20 protein-coding genes are annotated in these 21,874 nt (G+C 71.5%); 10 read left to right on the plus strand and 10 right to left on the minus strand.

Translation table 11 applies throughout. The features are described 5' to 3' along the window. The first annotated feature begins 50 nt into the window (after positions 1-50). Positions 51-884 (plus strand): HAD family phosphatase, encoded by an 834-nt coding sequence (locus tag ACFZDI_RS21205; protein WP_234750023.1) that lies wholly within the window; start codon positions 51-53, stop codon positions 882-884. A gap of 335 nt (positions 885-1,219) precedes the next feature. Here the strand turns inward: ACFZDI_RS21205 and ACFZDI_RS21210 are convergent, their stop codons facing one another. After that, the gene (locus ACFZDI_RS21210; RefSeq protein ID WP_391252416.1) at positions 1,220-2,044 is read right to left on the minus strand and encodes an oxidoreductase; all 825 of its coding nucleotides are present in this window, start codon (positions 2,042-2,044) and stop codon (positions 1,220-1,222) included. A 90-nt stretch (positions 2,045-2,134) separates the two neighbouring features. Further along, positions 2,135-3,400: a hypothetical protein gene (locus ACFZDI_RS21215; protein WP_391252418.1), complete on the minus strand. Its 1,266-nt coding sequence runs from the start codon at positions 3,398-3,400 to the stop codon at positions 2,135-2,137. A gap of 291 nt (positions 3,401-3,691) precedes the next feature. Here ACFZDI_RS21215 and ACFZDI_RS21220 point away from each other — a divergent pair, with 291 nt between their 5' ends. The 6 genes from ACFZDI_RS21220 to ACFZDI_RS21245 all read left to right on the plus strand — a co-directional run bounded on the left by ACFZDI_RS21220 (position 3,692) and on the right by ACFZDI_RS21245 (position 11,962). Beyond that, positions 3,692-6,070 (plus strand): SulP family inorganic anion transporter, encoded by a 2,379-nt coding sequence (locus tag ACFZDI_RS21220; protein ID WP_391252420.1) that lies wholly within the window; start codon positions 3,692-3,694, stop codon positions 6,068-6,070. A gap of 376 nt (positions 6,071-6,446) precedes the next feature. Beyond that, entirely contained in the window at positions 6,447-8,402 is a 1,956-nt protein-coding gene (gene acs / locus ACFZDI_RS21225) for an acetate--CoA ligase (protein ID WP_391252422.1), read from the plus strand. A 254-nt stretch (positions 8,403-8,656) separates the two neighbouring features. Continuing rightward, the gene (gene nhaA, locus ACFZDI_RS21230; protein WP_391252424.1) at positions 8,657-10,093 is read left to right on the plus strand and encodes a Na+/H+ antiporter NhaA; all 1,437 of its coding nucleotides are present in this window, start codon (positions 8,657-8,659) and stop codon (positions 10,091-10,093) included. Positions 10,094-10,213: 120 nt separating this feature from the next. Next, complete coding sequence (locus ACFZDI_RS21235; protein ID WP_234750035.1) at positions 10,214-10,702, plus strand: phage holin family protein; 489 nt, start codon at positions 10,214-10,216, stop codon at positions 10,700-10,702. Further along, positions 10,699-11,652, plus strand: coding sequence for an alpha/beta fold hydrolase (locus tag ACFZDI_RS21240; RefSeq protein ID WP_234750037.1), 954 nt, complete (start codon positions 10,699-10,701; stop codon positions 11,650-11,652). The genes ACFZDI_RS21235 and ACFZDI_RS21240 overlap by 4 nt, the downstream gene beginning before the upstream one ends. A 127-nt stretch (positions 11,653-11,779) precedes the next feature. Further along, entirely contained in the window at positions 11,780-11,962 is a 183-nt protein-coding gene (locus ACFZDI_RS21245; RefSeq protein WP_079129072.1) for a hypothetical protein, read from the plus strand. 66 nt (positions 11,963-12,028) lie between these two features. Here ACFZDI_RS21245 and ACFZDI_RS21250 read toward each other — a convergent pair whose 3' ends face one another. From ACFZDI_RS21250 to nth, 3 genes are all read right to left on the minus strand, one after another. Beyond that, positions 12,029-13,228: a MarP family serine protease gene (locus tag ACFZDI_RS21250; protein ID WP_234750039.1), complete on the minus strand. Its 1,200-nt coding sequence runs from the start codon at positions 13,226-13,228 to the stop codon at positions 12,029-12,031. A 13-nt stretch (positions 13,229-13,241) separates the two neighbouring features. Next, positions 13,242-13,937 carry a CoA pyrophosphatase gene (locus ACFZDI_RS21255; RefSeq protein ID WP_234750041.1) on the minus strand — a complete coding sequence of 232 codons (696 nt, stop codon included), beginning with the start codon at positions 13,935-13,937 and terminating at the stop codon, positions 13,242-13,244. 85 nt (positions 13,938-14,022) lie between these two features. Beyond that, positions 14,023-15,153, minus strand: a complete 1,131-nt coding sequence (gene nth, locus ACFZDI_RS21260; protein ID WP_391252427.1) for an endonuclease III — start codon at positions 15,151-15,153, stop codon at positions 14,023-14,025. 335 nt (positions 15,154-15,488) lie between these two features. On the opposite strand from nth, the gene ACFZDI_RS21265 reads away from it, so the two are divergent. Beyond that, positions 15,489-16,163: a Crp/Fnr family transcriptional regulator gene (locus ACFZDI_RS21265; protein ID WP_010031945.1), complete on the plus strand. Its 675-nt coding sequence runs from the start codon at positions 15,489-15,491 to the stop codon at positions 16,161-16,163. Positions 16,164-16,237: 74 nt separating this feature from the next. On the opposite strand, the gene ACFZDI_RS21270 is transcribed toward ACFZDI_RS21265, so the two are convergent. The 4 genes from ACFZDI_RS21270 to ACFZDI_RS21285 all read right to left on the minus strand — a co-directional run bounded on the left by ACFZDI_RS21270 (position 16,238) and on the right by ACFZDI_RS21285 (position 18,644). Then, positions 16,238-17,068 (minus strand): MBL fold metallo-hydrolase, encoded by an 831-nt coding sequence (locus tag ACFZDI_RS21270; RefSeq protein WP_234750044.1) that lies wholly within the window; start codon positions 17,066-17,068, stop codon positions 16,238-16,240. Beyond that, on the minus strand, positions 17,065-17,934 hold the full coding sequence (locus ACFZDI_RS21275; RefSeq protein WP_391252430.1) for an NUDIX hydrolase: 870 nt from the start codon (positions 17,932-17,934) through the stop codon (positions 17,065-17,067). The genes ACFZDI_RS21270 and ACFZDI_RS21275 overlap by 4 nt, the downstream gene beginning before the upstream one ends. 90 nt (positions 17,935-18,024) lie before the next feature. Continuing rightward, positions 18,025-18,486: a RidA family protein gene (locus ACFZDI_RS21280; RefSeq protein WP_234750046.1), complete on the minus strand. Its 462-nt coding sequence runs from the start codon at positions 18,484-18,486 to the stop codon at positions 18,025-18,027. After that, on the minus strand, positions 18,486-18,644 hold the full coding sequence (locus tag ACFZDI_RS21285) for a DUF4177 domain-containing protein (RefSeq protein WP_097218487.1): 159 nt from the start codon (positions 18,642-18,644) through the stop codon (positions 18,486-18,488). Before ACFZDI_RS21285 ends, ACFZDI_RS21280 begins: the two co-directional genes overlap by 1 nt. Before the next feature lie 107 nt (positions 18,645-18,751). Here ACFZDI_RS21285 and ACFZDI_RS21290 point away from each other — a divergent pair, with 107 nt between their 5' ends. Beyond that, positions 18,752-19,729, plus strand: coding sequence for an ArsA-related P-loop ATPase (locus ACFZDI_RS21290; protein WP_234750047.1), 978 nt, complete (start codon positions 18,752-18,754; stop codon positions 19,727-19,729). Positions 19,730-19,934: 205 nt separating this feature from the next. Beyond that, positions 19,935-21,338 carry an ArsA-related P-loop ATPase gene (locus tag ACFZDI_RS21295; RefSeq protein ID WP_391252433.1) on the plus strand — a complete coding sequence of 468 codons (1,404 nt, stop codon included), beginning with the start codon at positions 19,935-19,937 and terminating at the stop codon, positions 21,336-21,338. Positions 21,339-21,531: 193 nt separating this feature from the next. Here ACFZDI_RS21295 and wblA read toward each other — a convergent pair whose 3' ends face one another. Beyond that, positions 21,532-21,870 (minus strand): transcriptional regulator WblA, encoded by a 339-nt coding sequence (gene wblA / locus ACFZDI_RS21300; RefSeq protein WP_234750049.1) that lies wholly within the window; start codon positions 21,868-21,870, stop codon positions 21,532-21,534. Positions 21,871-21,874 lie beyond the last annotated feature (4 nt).

A 21,874-nucleotide genomic window follows, 5' to 3' on the forward strand; every position in this document is an offset into this window, starting at 1 on the left:
CTTCTCAGGCAAACCCACGCGCCCCACCTTACGCCGAATGGGCTGCGCCTATGCTCTGGGACGTGGAAAACCACTCGATGCCCCGCACAGCCGCCTTCTTTGACCTGGACAAGACGGTCATTGCGAAGTCGAGCACGCTCACGTTCAGCAAGTCGTTCTACCAAGGCGGTCTGATCAACCGCAGGGCCGTCTTGCGTACCGCATATGCCCAGTTCGTCTTCCTCGCCGGCGGCGCGGACCACGACCAGATGGAGCGCATGCGCGCATATCTGTCCGCCCTGTGCCGCGGCTGGAACGTGCAGCAGGTCAAGGAGATCGTCGCCGAGACGCTGCATGACCTGATCGACCCGATCATCTACGACGAGGCCGCCTCCCTCATCGAGGAGCACCACACCGCCGGCCGCGACGTCGTGATCGTGTCCACGTCGGGTGCGGAGGTGGTCGAGCCGATCGGCGAGCTTCTGGGCGCGGACCGGGTGGTCGCCACCCGCATGGTCGTGGGCGACGACGGCTGCTTCACCGGCGACGTGGAGTACTACGCCTACGGACCGACCAAGGCGGAGGCCATCAGGGAGCTGGCCGAGTCCGAGGGGTACGACCTCAGCCGCTGCTACGCCTACAGCGACTCGGCGACCGACGTGCCGATGCTGGAGTCCGTCGGCAACCCCCATGCCGTGAACCCGGACAGGGCGCTGCGCCGCGAGGCCCTCGCGCGCGGGTGGCCGATCCTGGACTTCCACCGCCCGGTCCGGCTCAAGCAGCGCATCCCCGCGTTCTCCGTACCGCCGCGCCCGGCGCTCGTCGCCGTCGCCGCGATAGGCGCCGCGGCGGCCACCGCGGGACTCGTCTGGTATGCGAACCGGCGCCGGGCCACAGTCGCTTGACCTCTGGCGTCACCGCTTCTTGCGTGAACCCGAAAGTAAAGAAGTACAACCTGGGCTTCCGCTTGCCGCGGGGCAGGAGTACAAAGGATTCAACGGCCCGCGAGACCAAGGACATCCGAGAGGATCACCTTTAAACGCATTTGGCCCCACGGACCGCGCATGAACACCGGGCACCCACGCGACGTCGACCCGTCGAATACGGGCCAGCCGCACCAGGTGACGGGCAAAGCCCCCGACCTGATGGGCACATATCGAGGACGCTTGGTAACCCGGTGCTCATGCCAGCGGCGGTACGAGAACTCGTACCGCCGCATCACTTTGTGGACCGGCAGATGTCACGCCGCTCCGCGCTGCAGCGCCTCGCACACCGCCATCGACTCGCGCGCTCCCAGTTCGACCGCCCTGCCGCAGTGGGCGATCCAGGCGGCGACGCCCTCCGGGGTACCGGAGACGTACCCGCTGAGGGCCTCCAGATAGGCGTCCCGCCCCAGCTCGGCGTGACCGACCTCGGCCGCGCACACCGACTTCGGGTCCAGCCCGCTGCCGACCAGGACGATGCGCTCGGCAGTGCGCGCGACCAGGCCGTTGTGGGAGGTGAAGGGGCGTAGCGCGAGGAGTTCGCCGTGCACGACGGCGGCCGTCACCAGCGCCGGCGCGGAACCGCCCGCGATGATCAGACCGGCCAGTCCGTCCAGCCTGCCGTGCGCCTCCGCGGCGCTCGGCAGCGGCAGCCCAACGAGCGGCTCGTCGACCGGTTCGCCCTCCTGCCGCGGCCGTCCCACCTGCTCTGCCTTGTCCGCCGCGGCCACCAGGTGCAGCCGGGCCAGCACGCGCAGGGGCGACTGCCGCCAGATCGACAGCAGCTGGCCCGCCTCCGCGGTGAGCCGCAGGGCGGCACCCACGGTGCGGGCCTCGTCGTCGCCGCTGAAGTCCGTGCGCCGGCGGACCTCCTCCAGGGCCCAGTCCGCGCCGGACAGCGCGGCCGAGCCGCGGGCGCCGCGCAGCGCGGCCTCGGAGGTGATGGCGTTGCTGCGCCGCCGCATGATCCGGTGCCCGTAGACCCGGTCCACGGCCTTGCGTACGGACTCCACGGAATCGGCCACTCCGGGCAGCGCCCCCAGGGCCGCGAGGGGATCGGCGCTCGCGCCTGCTGTACTCATGAGTACGACCCTACGCACCCCTGGGGCCCGCGCCGCGGCGGAGTGGCCATCTTCACGCGCGCGTGCGCCGTGCGATGTCCGCCCTGAGGGCTACCTCCCGGCCGCCGGAGCCCCGGGCACACCCTTGGGCGCCGGGGCGGGCCGGTCCGACAGGAAGGACGCCCAGCCCTCCTTGGGTGCCTGGCCCACCTGCAGGGTGCGCAGCTTCTCCAGCGTCTTCGGGTCCTGGGCGTCGAGCCAGTCGGCGAGCTGCCGGAACGAGACGCAGCGCACCTCCTCCTTGGTGCACACCGTCTCGATGACCTCCTCGACGGCCCGCATGTAGGTGCCGCCGTTCCAGGACTCGAAGTGGTTGCCGATGATCAGGGGCGCCCGGTTGCCGTCGTAGGCCCGTGAGAAGCCCTTGAGCAGGCCGTCGCGCATCTGGTCGCCCCAGAAGTCGTGCAGGGCGGGGTTGCCCTGGGTCTTGGTGCCCGACTGGTTGACCATGAAGTTGTAGTCCATGGAGAGCTGCTCGAAGGAGTGCCCGGGGAACGGCACGAGCTGCATCGACAGGTCCCACAGACCCATCTTCTTCTTCGGCCAGACCTGGTCGTTCACGCCGCTGGTGTCGTAGCGGAAGCCCAGGTCGCTCGCGGCGCGCATGAAGTTGCGCTGGCCCTCCAGGCAGGGCGTGCGGGCGCCGATCAGCTCCTTGTCGTAGTCGAAGGGCAGCGGCGCGGCGCCTTTCAGGCCGGTGTTGGTCTTCCAGGTCTTCACGAACTGCTTGGCCTGGGCGATCTCGTCCTTCCAGTCCTCCACCGACCACTCGCCGACGCCCCCGCCGCTGCCGCAGAAGTGGCCGTTGAAGTGGGTACCGACCTCGTTGCCCTCCAGCCACGCCAGGCGCAGCTGCTCGGCGGTGGCGGCGATGCCGCGGCGGTCGTTGAAGCCGATGTCGGAGCGGCCCGGGGAGTGCTGCGGCGGCCGGTACCGGTCGCGCTGGTCCTCCGGCAGCATGTACACGCCGCTCAGGAAGTACGTCATGGTCGCGTTGTTCTCCTTGGCGACCTTGCGGAAGTGCGAGAACAGCTTCTGGCTGTCCTCGCCCGCACCGTCCCAGGAGAAGACGACGAACTGCGGGGGCTTCTGGCCAGGCCGCAGGCGTTCGGGGCGTGGCAGGTGCGGCTGGGCGCCGGTGTAGGCGGTGGAGCCGTCTCCGATCAGCCGGACCGAGCTCTTCGGCGCCTGTGCGGGCATCGGCTTCCGCGGGGCCGGGGCCTCCTGCCGGGGGGTGCCGGTCGCGCAGCCGGCGAGCGATGCGGCGCAGACCGCGGCGATGACGGAGCCCGCGGCGATCCTGTGGGTGGCGGCCATGTTCCGCCCACCTTCTTCCTTCTCTCGGGTGCGGACAGCGCCGCCAAATTCGCACGAGACCGAGAAGGAATTAGTACGACAAGCCGACCAAAGAGCTACTTCACCCTTCAGAGTGATTTATGGGCCTATTTGCCCGTAAAGTCTATGCCTGCCCTTTACTCTGCATTACGATCCGTTTACCGACCGTTGTTTCATCCCGCCGTATTACGCCGTGACCGCCGCGACCGACAGCCCCGCCCCGAGCGGACCCCACTTCACGCGACCGCGCAGCCCCGGAGGAGACGGGAAACCATGTCAGCCTGCGTCCCCACACGCGCCGCCGACCCGAACCGGACCGAGCACACCCACCCACCCCACAGTCCGCCGCCGACCGGCCCCCGCCGATTCCGGATCGCGGGTGCCGACGTCTCGGCCTCGATCGCGGTCTTCCTGATCGCGCTGCCCCTGTCCCTGGGCATCGCCCTGGCCACCGGCGCCCCTCTCCAGGCCGGCCTCGTCGCCGCCGCCGTGGGCGGGCTCGTCGTCGGGCGGCTCGGCGGCTGCCCGCTCCAGGTGAGCGGCCCCGCCGCCGGGCTCACCGTCGTCACCGCCGACCTCATCCAGCGCTACGGCTGGCGGACGACCTGCGCCATCACTGTCCTCGCCGGCCTCGCCCAACTGGGCCTCGGCTGCCTGCGCGTGGCACGGGGCGCCCTCGCCGTCAGCCCCGCCATCGTGCACGGCATGCTGGCCGGGATCGGCGTCACCATCGCCGTCGCCCAGCTGCACATCGTGCTCGGCGGCACACCGCAGAGCTCCGTCCCGGACAACCTCCGCGCGCTGCCCGCCCAGTTGGCGCACATGCGCCCCGCGGCCGTGTCCGTGAGCGTCCTGACCCTGGCGCTGCTGTTGCTCTGGCCGAGACTGCCCGGCCGGGCCGGACGCCTGCTGCGCAAGGTCCCGGCGGCGCTCGTCGCCGTCGCCGGAGCCACCGCGGCCGCCGCCCTCGCCGGGCTCCGCCTGCCCAAGGTCGACCTGCCGTCGTGGAGCAACCACGCCCTGGCCGGGCTGCCCGAGGGCCCCGTGCTCGGCCTGGTCGCCGCCGTGCTCACCACCACGCTGGTGTGCAGCGTGCAGTCGCTGCTCGGCGCGGTCGCCGTGGACAAGCTGGTGGCCGGCCGCCCGGGGCTGTCGCCCCGTGTCGGGCGCTCGCACCTCGACCGCGAACTGCTCGGACAGGGCGCCGCCAACATCGTCTCCGGATCACTCGGCGGACTGCCCATCGCGGGTGTGGCCGTGCGGAGTTCGGCAAATGTCCACGCGGGCGCGGTCAGCCGGAACTCCACGATGCTGCACGGCGTTCTCGTAGTGATCGCCACGCTGCTGATGGTCCCGATCCTGGAGCTCATCCCGCTCGCCTCGCTCGCCGCCCTGGTGATGGCCGTCGGCATCCAGATGGTGTCCCTGAACCACATCCGCACGGTGACCCGCCACCGGGAAGTGTGGGTCTACGCCGTCACCACCCTCGGCGTGGTCTCCCTCGGCGTCCTCGAGGGCGTGGCGCTCGGTGTCGCCACGGCCGTCGGCGTCGCCCTGCACCGCCTCACCCGCACCCGCATCACGCACGACGAAAAGGAAGGAGTCCATCACGTACACGTCAGAGGCCAGTTGACGTTCCTCGCGGTGCCACGGCTCAGCCGGGCCCTGCATCTCGTGCCCCACGGCGCCGACACCGTCGTCGAGCTGGACGGGTCGTTCATGGACCACGCCGCATACGAGACGTTGCAGGACTGGCAGAAGACGCACACCGCGCAGGGCGGCACCGTCGAGATCACCGGCCGGCATCCCGGCACCCGTATCTCCGAGCCCCAGTCCTCCGGCGACTGCCGCTGCCGGCCCTGGACACCCTGGCGCAACCACCAGTGCGACAGCCCCCGGTCCGCACCCCCCGCCGAGAAGAACGCGGACGGACCGGACGGCTCCGAGCCGGATCCGACGGGCACCGGCGGCATCGGCGGAGGCACCGGGCACGAACTGGCGCGTGGCATCAGCGCGTTCCAGCGCAACACCGCACCCCTGGTGCGCAGCGAGCTGGCCCGGCTTGCCAGAGAGGGGCAGCAGCCGTCGCAGCTGTTCCTCACCTGCGCCGACTCCCGGCTGGTCACCTCGATGATCACCTCCAGCGGGCCGGGCGACCTGTTCGTCGTGCGCAACGTGGGCAACCTCGTCCCGCGCCCGGGCGAGGAGAGCGGTGACGACTCGGTGGCGGCGGCGATCGAGTACGCCGTGGACGTGCTGCAGGTGCGGTCCATCACGGTGTGCGGGCACTCGGGATGCGGCGCCATGCAGGCGCTGCTCAGCTCCGAGCCCGGCGGCGCGCAGACCCCGCTGAAGCGGTGGCTGCGGCACGGGCTGCCGAGCCTGGAGCGCATGGCCGACGACCGTCTGTCCTGGGGCAGGCTGGCCGGGCGCTCCCCCGAGGACGCGGTCGAGCAGCTCTGCCTGACCAACGTGGTCCAGCAGTTGGAGCACCTGCGCGCGCACGACTCGGTGGCCCGGGCCATCGACGAGGGCACCCTGGAGCTGCACGGGATGTACTTCCACGTGGGCGAGGCCGAGGCGTACCTGCTCACCGAGACGGACGCGGACGGCGTATTCGACCGCGTACGGGAGTCCGGCCTGACGGCATGAGCACGGCACGGGGCGCCGGGCCAGGACATCCTCCCGCCCGGCGCCCCGTCACGTCGCCGCCCCACCGGCCCGCCGGGGCGGGGTCTCTGCCGCTCGGCCCTCCGGGTCAGGGTCTCTCCCGCCCGACATGCCGGGCGCGGTCTCTCCCGCCCGGCACGCCGGGCCACGGCATCTCCCGCCCGGCCCCAAGGGTGAGGGCGTGCCCCCGTGCCGGTGAACTTTCCCTGGTCGGCGTCCGTGGGTACGGATGACCCCCGGTCCCGACCGCACCGCCGACAGGTCTAAACCAATCGGCGGTCGGCCCTTGTCATCGCACCCCCGGGTCTGATGAGCTGTGGCCTGGGACACAACGGACACCCTGGGAAAGGCAGATGCCGTGAGCAACGAGAGCCTGGCCAACCTGCTCAAGGAAGAGCGCAGGTTCGCACCCCCCGCCGACCTGGCCGCGAACGCCAACGTCACCGCGGAGGCGTATGAACAGGCCAAGGCTGACAGGCTCGGCTTCTGGGCCGAGCAGGCCCGTCGGCTGACCTGGGCCAAGGAGCCCACCGAGACCCTCGACTGGTCGAACCCGCCGTTCGCCAAGTGGTTCAAGGACGGCGAGCTCAACGTCGCCTACAACTGCGTCGACCGCCATGTGGAGGCCGGGCACGGCGACCGGGTCGCCATCCACTTCGAGGGCGAGCCCGGCGACAGCCGCGCCATCACCTACGCCGAGCTCAAGGACGAGGTCTCCAAGGCGGCCAACGCCCTGCTGGAGCTGGGAGTCCAGGCGGGCGACCGGGTCGCCGTCTACATGCCGATGATCCCCGAGACGGCGATCGCGATGCTGGCCTGCGCCCGGATCGGCGCCGCCCACTCGGTCGTCTTCGGCGGCTTCTCCTCCGACGCGCTCGCCACCCGCATCCAGGACGCCGACGCCCGCGTGATCATCACCTCCGACGGCGGCTACCGCCGCGGCAAACCGTCCGCGCTCAAGCCGGCCGTGGACGAGGCCGTCGAGAAGGCCGGCATCGTCGAGCACGTCCTGGTCGTACGCCGCACCGGCCAGGAGGTCGCCTTCACCGAGGGCCGCGACGTGTGGTGGCACGACCTGGTGGAACGGCAGAGCACCCAGCACACCCCGCAGGCCTTCGACGCCGAGCACCCGCTGTTCATCCTCTACACCTCGGGCACCACGGGGAAGCCGAAGGGCATCCTGCACACCTCCGGCGGCTACCTCACGCAGACCGCCTACACCCACCACGCCGTCTTCGACCTCAAGCCGGAGACCGACGTCTACTGGTGCACCGCCGACGTCGGCTGGGTCACCGGCCACTCGTACATCGTCTACGGCCCGCTCGCCAACGGCGCGACGCAGGTCATGTACGAAGGCACGCCCGACACCCCGCACCAGGGCCGCTTCTGGGAGATCGTGCAGAAGTACGGCGTGACGATCCTCTACACCGCGCCGACCGCGATCCGTACGTTCATGAAGTGGGGCGACGACATCCCCGCCAAGTTCGACCTGTCCAGCCTGCGCGTGCTGGGCTCGGTCGGCGAGCCGATCAACCCCGAGGCCTGGGTCTGGTACCGCAAGAACATCGGCGGCGACCGCACCCCGGTCGTCGACACCTGGTGGCAGACCGAGACCGGCTCGATGATGATCAGCCCGCTGCCGGGCGTGACCGCCACCAAGCCCGGTTCGGCGCAGACCCCGCTGCCCGGCATCTCCGCGACGGTCGTGGACGACGAGGCCAACGAGGTGCCCGACGGCGGGGGCGGCTACCTGGTGCTCACCGAGCCGTGGCCGTCGATGCTGCGCACCATCTGGGGCGACGACCAGCGGTTCATCGACACGTACTGGTCGCGCTTCGAGGGCAAGTACTTCGCCGGTGACGGTGCCAAGAAGGACGACGACGGCGACATCTGGCTGCTCGGCCGGGTCGACGACGTCATGCTCGTCTCCGGGCACAACATCTCCACCACGGAGGTCGAGTCGGCGCTCGTCTCCCACCCCTCGGTCGCCGAGGCGGCCGTGGTCGGCGCGGCGGACGAGATGACCGGACAGGCCATCGTCGCCTTCGTGATCCTGCGCGGCACGGCCGCCGAGACCGAGGACCTGGTCGCCGAGCTGCGCACGCACGTCGGCACCACCCTCGGCCCGATCGCCAAGCCGAAGCGGATCCTGCCGGTGGCCGAGCTGCCCAAGACCCGCTCCGGCAAGATCATGCGCCGACTGCTGCGGGACGTCGCGGAGAACCGCCAGCTCGGTGACGTCACCACGCTGACCGACTCCACGGTCATGGACCTCATCCAGGCCAAGCTGCCGGCCGCGCCCAGCGAGGACTGAGCCGGCACCGTGAGGACTGAGCGGGCATAGCGGAACCGACGACGGGCACCCGGCGGCCAGCGAGCCGGGTGCCCGCGTGGGTGCCCGTGGTGCCCGTCGTGAGGTGCGCGGGTGCGCCCCCGCCCATGGTGAGGGCGCTGAAAGTGCGCCCCGCCACACCCTTAGCTAAACTAAGCAAAACAAGTGCTCCATGGTGCGCCGGGAAGTCTGGTCGGCATGCGTTCAGCCCTGCCCACCGACCGGAGGTTTCCCTCGTGACCGCGCCCCGCCCCAGCACCCCCCGCAAGGTCCTCGGCCGGCTGTCGCTGCCCGAGCGGACGTATGTGGCGGACGCGCTGCGCACCGAGACCGTCGGCGGGGTGCTGCTGCTCGTGGCCGCGGTCGCCGCGCTGCTCTGGGCGAACATCCCCGCGTTGCAGAGCAGCTACGAGAGCGTCTCCCACTACCACCTGGGCCCCGCCGCCCTCGGCCTCGACCTGTCCGTCGCGCACTGGGCCGCCGACGGACTGCTCGCGATCTTCTTCTTCGTCGCCGGCATCGAGCTCAAACGGGAACTCGTGGCGGGCGACCTGCGCGACCCGAAAGCCGCCGCGCTGCCCGTCGTCGCCGCGCTGTGCGGCATGGCCGTACCGGCGCTCGTCTACACCGTCACCGCCGTCGCGGGGGGTGGCTCCCTGGCCGGCTGGGCGGTGCCGACCGCCACCGACATCGCGTTCGCGCTCGCCGTCCTCGCCGTCATCGGCAGCTCCCTGCCGAGCGCGCTGCGGGCCTTCCTGCTGACCCTCGCCGTCGTCGACGACCTCTTCGCGATCCTGATCATCGCGGTGTTCTTCACCGCCGACCTGAACTTCGCCGCGCTGGGCGGGGCCGTCGCGGGGCTGGTGCTGTTCTGGCTGCTGCTCCGCAAGGGCGTGCGCGGCTGGTACGTGTACGTGCCGCTGGGCCTCGTCGTCTGGGCGCTGATGTACAACAGCGGCATCCACGCCACCGTCGCCGGTGTCGCCATGGGCCTCATGCTGCGCTGCCACCGGCGCGAGGGCGAGGACCGCTCCCCCGGCGAGCGCATCGAGCACCTGGTGCGGCCCCTGTCGGCGGGGCTCGCGGTGCCGCTGTTCGCGTTGTTCAGCGCGGGCGTCGCGGTGTCCGGCGGGGCGCTCGCCGACGTGTTCACGCGGCCGGAGACCCTCGGTGTGGTCCTCGGTCTCGTCGTCGGCAAGGCGGTCGGCATCTTCGGTGGCACCTGGCTGACGGCCCGTTTCACCCGGGCCTCGCTCAGTGACGACCTCGCCTGGGCGGACGTGTTCGCGGTGGCGAGCCTCGCCGGCATCGGCTTCACCGTGTCGCTGCTCATCGGCGAACTCGCCTTCGACGACGACCAGGCGATGACCAACGAGGTCAAGGCCGCCGTCCTGCTGGGCTCGCTCATCGCCGCGGCACTCGCGACCGTCCTGCTGAAGATCCGCAACGCCAAGTACCGGCGCCTGTGGGAGGAAGAGGAGCGCGACGAGGACGCCGACGGCATCCCGGACGTCTACGAGGAGGACGACCCGGCGTACCACCTGCGGCTCGCCGCCCTCTACGAGCGCAAGGCGGCCGAGCACCGCAGGATCGCCCAGGAGAAGGCGGCGGCGCGCCACGGGCTTGCCGAAGTGCCGGGCGGGGCAGGCGAGGACCACCACCGTCCGGCATGATCTGACGAGACGGTACAAAAGACGGGACCGTACGCAGTCAGGCCGCACCCAGTCGGACGACTGCGGCGGGTCAGGAACAAGACGCGGAAAACGGACCGTACGCAGAAGAGGGAGACCGCGATGAGCGCACCCGACGGCAGCCCGGTCGGCGCCGAACGCAGCATCGGCCAGCTGTTCGCCTCGGCGACGGCGGAAATGTCGGCGCTGGTGCACGACGAGATCGCGCTGGCGAAGGCGCAGCTCAAGCAGGACGTGAAGCGCGGTGCGACCAGTGGCGGCGCCTTCTCGGCGGCCGGCGCGGTACTGATCTTCTCGCTGCCGATGCTGAACTTCGCGCTGGCGTACGGCATCCGCACCTGGAGCGACTGGAACCTCGCGGTCTGCTTCCTGCTGTCGTTCGCGGCGAACGTGCTGGTCGCCGGGGTGCTCGCGCTGATCGGCGTGACCTTCGCGAAGAAGGCCAAGAAGAGCAAGGGCCCGCAGAAGGTCGCCGCGTCGATGAAGGAGAGCGCGGTCGTGCTGCAGAAGGCCAAGCCGCACCCGCGTCCGGAGCTGCCGCAGGACCGGGTCCCCGAGGCCATCGAGGCTGTGGCACGCTCGTCGTCATGACGGGCTCCTCCACCCCTGCGGGACAGACACCTTCGGAACCAGCGGCTCCGGCCGTCCTGCTGGACGGCCCCTGGAGCCATCGGGACGTCGCCGCCAACGGCGCCCGCTTCCACATCGCCGAGCTGGGCGACGGGCCGCTGGTGCTGCTGCTGCACGGCTTCCCGCAGTTCTGGTGGACCTGGCGGCACCAGCTGGTGGCGCTCGCCGACGCCGGCTTCCGGGCCGTCGCCATGGACCTGCGGGGAGTCGGCGGCAGCGACCGCACACCGCGCGGCTACGACCCGGCCAACCTCGCGCTCGACGTCACCGGCGTCATCCGCTCCCTGGGCGAGCCGGACGCCGCGCTGGTCGGCCACGACCTGGGCGGATACCTCGCGTGGACGGCGGCCGCGATGCGCCCCAAGCTGGTGCGGCGGCTGGCGGTCGCGTCCATGCCGCACCCGCGGCGCTGGCGTTCGGCCATGCTGCGGGACGTCAAGCAGACCCGTGCCGGGTCACACATCTGGGGGTTCCAGCGGCCCTGGATCCCGGAGCGGCAGCTCACCGCCGACGACGGGGCGCTGGTGGCGGAGCTGATCCAGGAGTGGTCCGGGCCGCGCCCGCCCGAGGACGAGGCGCTGCAGACGTACCGCCGCGCCATGTGCATCCCCTCCGCGGCACACTGCGCGGTCGAGCCGTACCGCTGGATGGTGCGCTCCCTGGCCCGCCCGGACGGCATCCAGTTCAACCGGCGGATGAAGCGGCCCGTGCGGGTGCCGACGCTCCATCTGCACGGCTCGCTCGACCCCGTGATGCGCACGCGCAGCGCGGCCGGGTCCGGGGAGTACGTCGAAGCCCCCTACCGCTGGCGTCTGTTCGACGGCCTCGGGCACTTCCCGCACGAGGAGGACCCCGTCGCGTTCTCCTCCGAACTCGTCAACTGGCTGCGGGATCCCGAACCCGACCGGTGACCGGGCGACCCCGCCCCGTACCGGCCTGTGAACGCTTGTCCTACGAACGGCCACTTGCCTGGCGCATAGGCCAATTGGACGCCTCGGGAGCGGTTATCGACCATGGGGCGGGGGCACACGTCGGGGTATGGGCTGGACGCACGACTACAGTGACGCAACCCGCAATCGCCGCTCGGCGAGCGGTACGAACCCCCACCAGCGAAGCGGCGCACCGCAGATGGTGACCGCGGATCCCAGGGTGGGGATCCCGCGCATCCTCCGCCGCCGGGCCCGCTGGGTCTCCGTACGTCTGCGCCACACACGCGACTGAGACATCACTCGCGCGAGTGACACCCCGCCACCTGACCAAAGGGCCGAAAGGGCCTGACGACGGGCCCTAGAGGGCGCAGCTGTCGCTGCCCACCTGCTCGTTGGCGGCGCGCCCCTTGGTGATGTCCTCCTGGATCTCGTCCACGGTCAGCGCGTATCCCGTCTCGGCGTCGTCGAGCGACTTGGCGAACACGACGCCGTAGACCTTGCCGTCGGGTGTGAGCAGCGGGCCGCCGGAGTTTCCCTGACGGACGGTCGCGTAGAGGGAGTAGACGTCGCGTCGGACTGTGCCCCGGTGGTAGATGTCCGGGCCGTTCGCCGTGATGCGGCCGCGTACGCGCGCGCCCCGCACGTCGTACGACCCGTTCTCCGGGAAGCCCGCGACGATCGCGCTGTCGCCGCTGCTCGCGTCCTTCGGGGTGAACCGCAGCACGGGCGCCTTCAGATCCGGCACGTCGAGCACGGCGATGTCGCGCCGCCAGTCGTAGAGCACGACCTTGGCGTCGTACTTCCTGCCCTCGCCGCCGATCTGCACGGTCGGCTCGTCGACTCCGCCCACCACGTGCGCGTTGGTCATCACGCGGCGGTCGGAGAAGACGAAGCCGGTGCCCTCCAGGACCTTGCCGCAGCTCGGGGCCGTGCCCGTGACCTTGACGATGGAGCGCTGGGCGCGGTCCGCCACGGGGCTGTCCGCGAGCGCCGGGTCGGGCGGCTGGACGTCGGTGATGGGCTCGTTGGAGAACGGGCTGAAGACCTGCGGGAAGCCGTTCTGCGCGAGGACGGAGGAGAAGTCCGCGAACCAGGTGGCCGCCTGGTCCGGCAGGGCCTGTGAGACGCCCAGCAGGACCTTGGAGTTGCGGACCTCCTTGCCGACCGTCGGCAGCGTCGTGCCCGCGAGGGCGGAACCGATCAGCCAGGCCACCAGCAGCATCGCCAGGACGTTGACCAGGGCGCCGCCGGTGGCGTCGAGGGCGCGGGCCGGGGACCAGGTGATGTGCCGGCGCAGCTTGTTGCCGAGGTGGGTGGTCAGGGCCTGGCCGACGGAGGCGCAGACGATGACGACGACGACCGCCACCACGGCAGCGGTCGTGCTCACCTCCGCGTTGTCCGTCAGCGCGTCCCAGATGACGGGCAGCACGTAGACCGCGACGAGGCCACCGCCCAGGAAGCCGATCACCGACAGGATGCCGACGACGAACCCCTGGCGGTATCCCACGACCGCGAACCACACGGCGGCGACCAGCAACAAGATGTCCAGCACGTTCACGAAGGCCACCCTGTCATGCGCGCCAGTCGAGGGGGACCTGCTTCTCGCGGTCCCAGGGGCGCTCCCAGCCCGCGAAGTGCAGCAGACGGTCGATGATTCCGGCCGTGAAACCCCAGACAAGGGCTGATTCGACCAGAAATGCCGGACCTCGGTGGCCACTGGGGTGGACGGTGGTGGCGCGGTTGGCGGGATCCGTGAGATCCGCCACGGGGACGGTGAAGACTCGGGCGGTTTCGTTCGGATCGACGACCCCGACCGGGCTCGGCTCGCGCCACCAGCCCAGCACGGGGGTGACGACGAAGCCGCTGACCGGGATGTAGAGCCGGGGCAGGACGCCGAAGAGCTGGACGCCGGAGGGGTCGAGGCCGGTCTCCTCCTCCGCCTCGCGCAGGGCGGCCCGCAGCGGGCCGTCGCCGTGCGGGTCGCCGTCCTCCGGGTCGAGGGCGCCGCCCGGGAAGGAGGGCTGGCCGGCGTGCGAACGCAGCGAGCTCGCACGCTCCATGAGCAGCAGCTCCGGGCCGTGCGCGCCCTCACCGAACAGGACCAGCACGGCGGACTGCCGCCCCGCCCCGTCCTTCGGCGGCAGGAACCGGCTCAGCTGCGTCGGGCGGACGGTCTCCACGGCGTGCACCACGGGGGCCAGCCAGCCGGGCAGACCGTCCTTGCTCAGCGCCACCGGCCCGCCCTGTGTGTCGCTCGCACGCGTCATCGCCACCCCCGTCGTCCTGCCGCGCCCAACGCACGACGCCCCTGAGATCGTTCCGCGCCCGCCCGGGATCCCCTGAACGAGCGGCTCATCCGGCCCCCAGGGGCGGCGCCGGTCTGCCGCCCGCGTCCAGGTAGGCCTGCGGCGGCTTCAGACGCTGGCCGGGGAAGCCGCCCTTCTCGTACTTGAGGAGCTTCTTCGCCTTCTCCGGGTCGGTCTCGCCCTCGCCGTACGCCGGGCAGAGCGGAGCGATCGGGCAGGCGCCGCACGCGGGCTTGCGGGCGTGGCAGATGCGGCGGCCGTGCCAGATCACGTGATGCGACAGGTCCGTCCAGTCGCTCTTCGGGAAGAGCGCGCCGACGGCGGCCTCGATCTTGTCGGGGTCGGTCTCGCCGGTCCACTGCCAGCGGCGCACCAGGCGCTGGAAGTGCGTGTCCACCGTGATGCCGGGGCGGCCGAAGGCGTTGCCCAGCACGACGAACGCGGTCTTGCGGCCCACGCCGGGCAGCTTCACCAGGTCCTCGAGCCGGCCGGGCACCTCTCCCCCGAACTCCTCGACCAGGGCCTTCGACAGCCCTATGACGGACTTCGTCTTGGCCCGGAAGAAGCCGCACGGGCGGAGGATCTCCTCCACCTCCTCGGGGTTGGCGGCGGCCAGATCCTCCGGGGTCGGGTACTTCGCGAAGAGGGAGGGCGTCGTCTGGTTGACGCGCAGGTCGGTCGTCTGGGCGGACAGGACCGTGGCGACGACCAGTTGGAAGGGGTTCTCGAAGTCCAGCTCGGGGTGGGCGTACGGGAAGACCTCGGCGAGCTCGCGGTTGATACGGCGGGCCCGGCGGACCAGGGCGGTGCGTGACTCGTCACCCGGCGGGTGGACGACGGCCTTCGCGGGGGCGGCCTTGACCCGGGCGGCGGCCTTCTTGGGCGCCACCACGACCTTCTTGGCCGCAGGCGCCTTCTTCACGGAGGCGGCCTTCTTCGCCGGGGCGGCCTTCTTCGCCGGGGCGGCCTTCTTCGCCGGGGCGGCTTTCTTCGACGAGGTGGCCTTCTTCGCGGCCGCGGCCTTCTTCGCCGGGGTGGCCTTCTCCGCCGGGGTGGCCTTCTCCGCGGAGGCGGCCTTCTGGGCGGAAGCAGCCTTCTTCGCCGGGGCGGCGGCCTTCTTGGCAGAGACGCCCCGATGTGCGGAAGCGGCCTTCTCCGCGGCCGCCGTCTTCTTCACTGGTTCCGCCTTGTTCTGTTTCGCCGTTTTCCTACCGCCATCGGGGCTCTGTTCGCCCACAGCGGAATCGCGACGTACAACCACCCGCGCAGCCCCCTCGGCCTGTGCTCTCACCGGCGATTTGGACACCCGGCCAGCCTACGACCCGGCACCGACATCCGCCCCGGCCCCTGAAGATCGGCGCCCAATTGGACCCCTGCCGCGTACCCCGGGACACGTGTGCGGCATCCTTGTGACAGATCACACTGTTTGGACCGCCCGACAAAATGGGCACCACGGTCCCTCGGTACACGGGGGAGCAAGATCCCCTGAGCAGGTCGACAAGGAGAGAACTCGTGGACGACGTTCTGCGGCGCAATCCGCTCTTCGCGGCGCTCGATGACGAGCAGGCCGCGGAGCTCCGCGCCTCCATGAGTGAGGTGACCCTCGCCCGCGGTGACTCGCTGTTCCATGAGGGCGACCCCGGTGACCGCCTCTACGTGGTCACGGAGGGCAAGGTGAAGCTCCACCGCACGTCCCCCGACGGCCGCGAGAACATGCTGGCCGTGGTCGGCCCCGGCGAGCTCATCGGTGAGCTCTCGCTGTTCGACCCGGGCCCGCGCACCGCGACCGCCACGGCACTGACCGAGGTCAAGCTGCTCGGCCTCGGCCACGGCGACCTCCAGCCCTGGCTGAACGCCCGCCCGGAGGTGGCCACGGCGCTGCTGCGCGCCGTCGCGCGCCGGCTGCGCAAGACCAACGACGCCATGTCCGACCTCGTCTTCTCGGACGTCCCGGGCCGGGTTGCCCGCGCCCTGCTGGACCTGTCGCGCCGGTTCGGGGTGCAGTCCGAGGAGGGCATCCACGTCGTGCACGACCTCACGCAGGAGGAGCTGGCCCAGCTGGTCGGCGCGTCCCGTGAGACGGTCAACAAGGCCCTGGCGGACTTCGCGCAGCGCGGCTGGCTGCGCCTGGAGGCCCGCGCGGTGATCCTCCTGGACGTGGAGCGCCTCGCGAAGCGCTCGCGCTGACGCGCACACCCCGCCGTACGTCATCGGGCCCCGCCTCCTCAGGAGGCGGGGCCCGACGTCGTCTCCGCGCACGGTCAGATGAGCCCGTGCTCCTCCAGGTAGTCCAGCTGGGCCCGGACCGACAGTTCCGCCGCCGGCCACAGGGAGCGGTCCACGTCGGCGTAGACGTGGGCGACGACCTGCGCGGGGGTGCGGTAGCCGTCCTCCACGGCCGTCTCGACCTGGGCGAGGCGGGTGGCGCGGTGGGCGAGGTAGTACTCGACGACGCCCTGGGCGTCCTCCAGGACCGGGCCGTGGCCCGGCAGGACCGTGTGCACGCCGTCGTCGACCGAGAGGGAGCGCAGCCGGCGCAGGGAGTCCAGGTAGTCGCCGAGACGGCCGTCGGGGTGGGCCACGACCGTCGTGCCCCGGCCGAGGATCGTGTCCCCGGTGAGGACCGCCCGGTCGGCCGGGAGGTGGAAGGACAGGGAGTCGGCGGTGTGGCCGGGGGTCGGCACCACGCGCAGTTCCAGCCCGCCGGTGGTGATCACGTCTCCGGCGGCCAGCCCCTCGTCGCCCAGGCGCAGGGCCGGGTCGAGGGCACGCACGCGCGTGCCGGTCAGTTCCGCGAAGCGGGCGGCGCCCTCCGCGTGATCGGGGTGACCGTGGGTCAGCAGGGTGAGGGCGACGCGCTTGCCGGCCTGCTCGGCGGTGGTGACGACCTGCCGCAGGTGCCCGTCGTCCAGGGGCCCCGGGTCGATCACTACGGCCAGGTCGGAATCGGGCTCGGAGAGGATCCAGGTGTTGGTGCCGTCCAGGGTCATCGCGGACGCGTTCGGGGCCAGGACGTTGACGGCCCGTGCGGTGGCGGGTCCCGAGAGGACCCCGCCGCGGGGCTGGCCGGGAAGGGCGCTTGCGTCCGTCATGCGGTGGCTCCCCCGGTCGCGATGTGCTTGGTGAACTCGTCGTGGCCCGGCCAGGAGAGCACGATCTCCCCGTCCACCAGGAGGGCGGTGGCCAGGACGGGCGTGAGGTCCCGCGCCGGAGCGGCGTCGAGCGCCCCGGCGGCCGTCTCGTACGCCGTGAGCTGGCGCAGGGTCGCGATCGTCGGCGGCATCATCAGCAGCTCGCCCCGGTCGTACCCGGCCGCCGCCTCGCGCGGGGCGATCCACACCGTGCGGTCGGCCTCCGTGGAGGCGTTGCGGGTGCGCTGTCCCTGAGGGAGGGCGGCGACGAAGAACCAGGTGTCGTAGCGGCGGGCCTCGAACTCGGGGGTGATCCAGCGGGTCCAGGCGCCGAGCAGGTCGGAGCGCAGGAGCAGGCCGCGGCGGTCCAGGAACTCGGCGAAGGACAGGTCCCGGGCGACCAGGGCGGCCCGGTCGGCCTCCCAGTCGGCGCCGGTGGTGTCGCCGACGACCGAGCCGGAGTCCGGCCCGGCGAGCAGGACGCCCGCCTCCTCGTAGGTCTCACGCACGGCCGCGCACACGATCGCCTGGGCCGCCGTCTCGTCGACGCCGAGCCGCTCGGCCCACCACGCGCGCGTGGGGCCCGCCCAGCGGACGTGGTGGTCGTCGTCACGCGGGTCGACCCCGCCGCCCGGATACGCGTACGCGCCTCCGGCGAAGGCCATGGAGGCGCGTCTGCGCAGCATGTGGACGACGGGGCCGCTGCCCGTGTCCTTCAGCAGCATGACGGTGGCCGCGCGCTTGGGGGTCACCGGGGTGAGGGTGCCGGCCGCGAGTGCGCGGATGCGGTCCGGCCACTCCGGGGGGTACCACTGACCGTTCGCCATGGGCGCGAGGCTATCCCGGGACGGGCGGATGTTCGAGTGGCCCCCGGGACGGATTCCGCAGCTGGGACCCGCCGACGGACCCCACGGGTGTTACGCGAGCTCCACCTGGATCTCGACCTCGACCGGCGCGTCCAGCGGCAGCACCGCGACACCGACCGCGCTGCGCGCGTGCACGCCCTTGTCGCCGAGGACCTCGCCGAGCAGCTCGCTCGCGCCGTTCAGCACCGCGGGCTGACCCGTGAAGTCCGAGGCCGAGGCCACGAAGCCGACGACCTTCACCACACGCGCGATGCGGTCCAGGTCACCGGCGACGGACTTGACGGCGGCCAGGGCGTTCAGCGCGCAGGTGCGTGCCAGCTCCTTGGCCTCCTCGGCGGTGACCTCCGCACCGACCTTGCCGGTGACCGGAAGCTTGCCGTCCACCATCGGGAGCTGCCCGGCGGTGTAGACGTACGGGCCGGACTGCACGGCCGGCTGGTACGCGGCGAGCGGCGGGACCACGTCGGGCAGGCTCAGGCCGAGCTCGGCCAGCTTCGCCTCGACGGCGCCCACTACTGCTTCTCCCGCTTCAGGTAGGCGACGAGCTGCTCGGGGTTGTTCGGCCCGGGCACGACCTGGACGAGCTCCCAGCCGTCCTCGCCCCAGGTGTCCAGAATCTGCTTCGTGGCGTGGACGAGCAGCGGCACAGTCGAGTATTCCCACTTGGTCATGCGGCCGACTCTAGCCCCTGGCGGGCGGGGGCCACGCGGCCCACCACCGCACCGGTTGTCCACAGCCTCCCGCGTAGCCCGGGCGCGGACTGGTTAGGCTCGAATACGTGAGCAGGCTCCAGGTCGTCAGCGGCAAGGGCGGTACCGGCAAGACCACGGTGGCCGCGGCCCTAGCGCTGGCCCTGGCCACGGAGGGGAAGCGGACGCTTCTCGTCGAGGTCGAGGGCCGTCAGGGCATCGCGCAGCTCTTCGAAACGGAGGCGCTGCCTTATGAGGAACGGAAGATCGCGGTAGCACCCGGGGGCGGGGAGGTGTATGCCCTCGCCATCGACCCCGAACTGGCCCTTCTGGACTACCTCCAGATGTTCTACAAGCTGGGCAGTGCAGGACGGGCCCTGAAGAAGCTCGGCGCGATCGACTTCGCCACCACCATCGCGCCCGGCCTCAGGGACGTCCTCCTGACCGGCAAGGCGTGCGAGGCGGTGCGCCGCAAGGAGCGCAGCGGGCGGTTCGCCTACGACTACGTCGTCATGGACGCCCCGCCGACCGGGCGGATCACGCGCTTCCTGAACGTGAACGACGAGGTGGCCGGCCTCGCCAAGATCGGCCCGATACACAATCAGGCGCAGGCCGTGATGCGGGTGCTGAAGTCGCCCGAGACGGCTGTGCACCTGGTGACGCTGCTGGAGGAGATGCCCGTCCAGGAGACGGTGGACGGCATCGCCGAGCTGCGTTCGGCCCGGCTGCCGGTGGGCCGGATCATCGTGAACATGGTCCGGCCGGAGGTGCTGGACGAGACCGACCTGGAACTCCTGCGGACGGTCCCGCGTTCCACTGTCGCGCGGTCCCTGTCGTCCGCCGGGCTCGGCGGGGCGCGGCGCGGGGGGCACGCCGAGCGGCTGGTGGACCCGCTGCTCACGCAGGCCGATGAGTACGCCGAGCGGTACACGCTGGAGCACGAGCAGCGTGCGGTCCTGGCCGAGGTGGGCCTGCCGCTGCACGAACTGCCGCTGTTCGCCGAGGGCATGGACCTGGCAGGGCTGTACGAGCTGGCCCGCGAGCTGCGCGAGCAGGGCGTGTCATGAGGGGGCACGGACCGGGCACGCGGGCAGGGCGTGTCATGGGCCGGCACGGCCGCGGAACGCGAGCAGGACGTGTCATGAGCCGACCCGGAGCGGGCACGCGGGCAGGGCGGGTGCCGAGCCGGGACGGACTGGAAGCGCGGACCTGGCGTGTCATGAGCCAGGGCAGACAGGCAGAACCCGTCATGAGTCGGAAGCAGGGGATGTCATGAGTCGTCCGGACCCGGCCCACCACCATCTGTCGCCGGCGCGCCTGCTCGACGTCGATCCGCTGCTGGAGGACCCGCAGACCCGGATCATGGTGTGCTGCGGCTCGGGCGGGGTCGGCAAGACCACGACCGCGGCGGCCCTGGGCCTGCGCGCGGCCGAGCGGGGCCGCAAGGTGGTCGTGCTGACCATCGACCCGGCCCGCAGGCTGGCCCAGTCCATGGGCATCGACTCGCTCGACAACACCCCGCGCCGGGTGAAGGGCATCGACGAGACAGCGGGCGGCGAGCTGCACGCGATGATGCTCGACATGAAGCGCACCTTCGACGAGATCGTCGAGGCGCACGCGGACCGCGAGCGGGCCGCCGCCATCCTGGGCAACCCCTTCTACCAGTCGCTCTCGGCGGGCTTCGCGGGCACGCAGGAGTACATGGCGATGGAGAAGCTCGGGCAGCTGCGCGCCCGGGACGAATGGGACCTGATCGTCGTCGACACCCCGCCGTCCCGTTCGGCGCTGGACTTCCTGGACGCGCCCAAGCGGCTCGGCTCCTTCCTGGACGGCCGGCTGATCCGGCTGCTGACGGCACCGGCGAAGCTGGGCGGCCGTGCCGGGATGAAGTTCCTGAACGTCGGGATGTCGATGATGACCGGCACCCTCGGCAAGCTGCTCGGCGGTCAGCTCCTCAAGGACGTCCAGACGTTCGTGTCGGCGATGGACACCACCTTCGGCGGCTTCCGTACCCGCGCGGACGCGACGTACAAGCTGCTCCAGGCGCCCGGCACGGCGTTCCTCGTGGTGGCGGCCCCGGAGCGGGACGCGCTGCGCGAGGCCGCCTACTTCGTGGAACGGCTGGCCGCGGAGGACATGCCGCTCGCCGGTCTGGTGCTCAACCGGGTGCACGGCAGCGGCGCCGACGGGCTGTCGGCCGAGCGGGCGCTCGCCGCCGCGGAAAATCTTGAAGAGCCCCGCATTGTGGATCAGGAGGACGGGAAAGCACTACTTCGTAACTCCCCCGACGCACAGGACAGTTCAGGCTCTCCCACGCCCGGGACACCAGCTCTGGCATCGGCTCCCGAAGGTGGCTCCCCCACCGAACACGCCGAGGACACCGAGCCCTCCGGGGACGCGGAGCACGCCGAGGACACCGAGCGGTCCGTCGACCGGCTCACGGCAGGCCTGCTCAGGCTGCACGCCGACCGCATGCAGCTGCTCTCCCGTGAGCAGCGCACGCGTGACCGCTTCACCGCGCTCCACCCGGAGGTGGCCGTGACGGAGGTCGCCGCGTTGCCTGGCGACGTGCACGACCTCGCGGGTCTGCGCGACATCGGCGACCGGCTGGCGGCCGACGCGCGTGAGCTTCCCGACCCCGCGGACCGGACGGAAGCGCCCGAGGCGAGCGCCTGAGGGCAACCCGGCCGGGGCAGTCCGGCCAGAGCAGTCCGGCGCAGGACGTCCGAGGCGAGTACGGAGGGCGACCCGGCGCGCGGGCGAGGGCGCGTGAGCGACGGCGCGGGTGGCGCCGGACTCACCGGTGATGGCGAAGGGCCCGGCAAGGGGCCCTCAGACCTGGACCTGGGGAGCTCCCGGAGGGGAGTCCTCAGCTCACCGCCGCGTAGTTCTCGTAGATCTCGTCGTCATCGAGGGGCATGACACCGCACCCCCGCTCGTACTCCGTGCGCGCCGTCTCCAGCAGCCGGCGCCAGGAGGTCACCGTGGGACGCCTGCGCAACAGCGCGCGGCGCTCCCGCTCCGTCATGCCTCCCCACACGCCGAACTCGACGCGGTTGTCGAGCGCGTCGGCCAGGCACTCCGTCCGCACCGGGCATCCGGTGCACACCGCCTTGGCCCTGTTCTGCGCTGCTCCTTGGACGAACAGTTCGTCCGGATCGGTAGTGCGGCAGGCCGCCTGCGCACTCCAGTCGACTACCCAGCCCATACCG

It is taken from the genome of Streptomyces sp. NPDC007907 (genome assembly GCF_042959365.1).
In the GTDB taxonomy this organism is placed as follows: Bacteria; Actinomycetota; Actinomycetes; order Streptomycetales; family Streptomycetaceae; genus Streptomyces; species Streptomyces indiaensis.

What these genes read in the sequence shown, in the direction of transcription:
- ACFZDI_RS21205 (WP_234750023.1), top strand. Translation starts at nt 51, where the DNA reads ATGCTCTGGGACGTGGAAAACCACTCGATGCCCCGCACAGCCGCCTTC.
- ACFZDI_RS21210 (WP_391252416.1), bottom strand. Translation starts at nt 2,044, where the DNA reads ATGAGTACAGCAGGCGCGAGCGCCGATCCCCTCGCGGCCCTGGGGGCG.
- ACFZDI_RS21215 (WP_391252418.1), bottom strand. Translation starts at nt 3,400, where the DNA reads ATGGCCGCCACCCACAGGATCGCCGCGGGCTCCGTCATCGCCGCGGTC.
- ACFZDI_RS21220 (WP_391252420.1), top strand. Translation starts at nt 3,692, where the DNA reads ATGTCAGCCTGCGTCCCCACACGCGCCGCCGACCCGAACCGGACCGAG.
- ACFZDI_RS21235 (WP_234750035.1), top strand. Translation starts at nt 10,214, where the DNA reads ATGAGCGCACCCGACGGCAGCCCGGTCGGCGCCGAACGCAGCATCGGC.
- ACFZDI_RS21240 (WP_234750037.1), top strand. Translation starts at nt 10,699, where the DNA reads ATGACGGGCTCCTCCACCCCTGCGGGACAGACACCTTCGGAACCAGCG.
- ACFZDI_RS21245 (WP_079129072.1), top strand. Translation starts at nt 11,780, where the DNA reads ATGGGCTGGACGCACGACTACAGTGACGCAACCCGCAATCGCCGCTCG.
- ACFZDI_RS21255 (WP_234750041.1), bottom strand. Translation starts at nt 13,937, where the DNA reads ATGACGCGTGCGAGCGACACACAGGGCGGGCCGGTGGCGCTGAGCAAG.
- ACFZDI_RS21270 (WP_234750044.1), bottom strand. Translation starts at nt 17,068, where the DNA reads ATGACGGACGCAAGCGCCCTTCCCGGCCAGCCCCGCGGCGGGGTCCTC.
- ACFZDI_RS21275 (WP_391252430.1), bottom strand. Translation starts at nt 17,934, where the DNA reads ATGGCGAACGGTCAGTGGTACCCCCCGGAGTGGCCGGACCGCATCCGC.
- ACFZDI_RS21285 (WP_097218487.1), bottom strand. Translation starts at nt 18,644, where the DNA reads ATGACCAAGTGGGAATACTCGACTGTGCCGCTGCTCGTCCACGCCACG.
- ACFZDI_RS21295 (WP_391252433.1), top strand. Translation starts at nt 19,935, where the DNA reads ATGAGTCGTCCGGACCCGGCCCACCACCATCTGTCGCCGGCGCGCCTG.
- wblA (WP_234750049.1), bottom strand. Translation starts at nt 21,870, where the DNA reads ATGGGCTGGGTAGTCGACTGGAGTGCGCAGGCGGCCTGCCGCACTACC.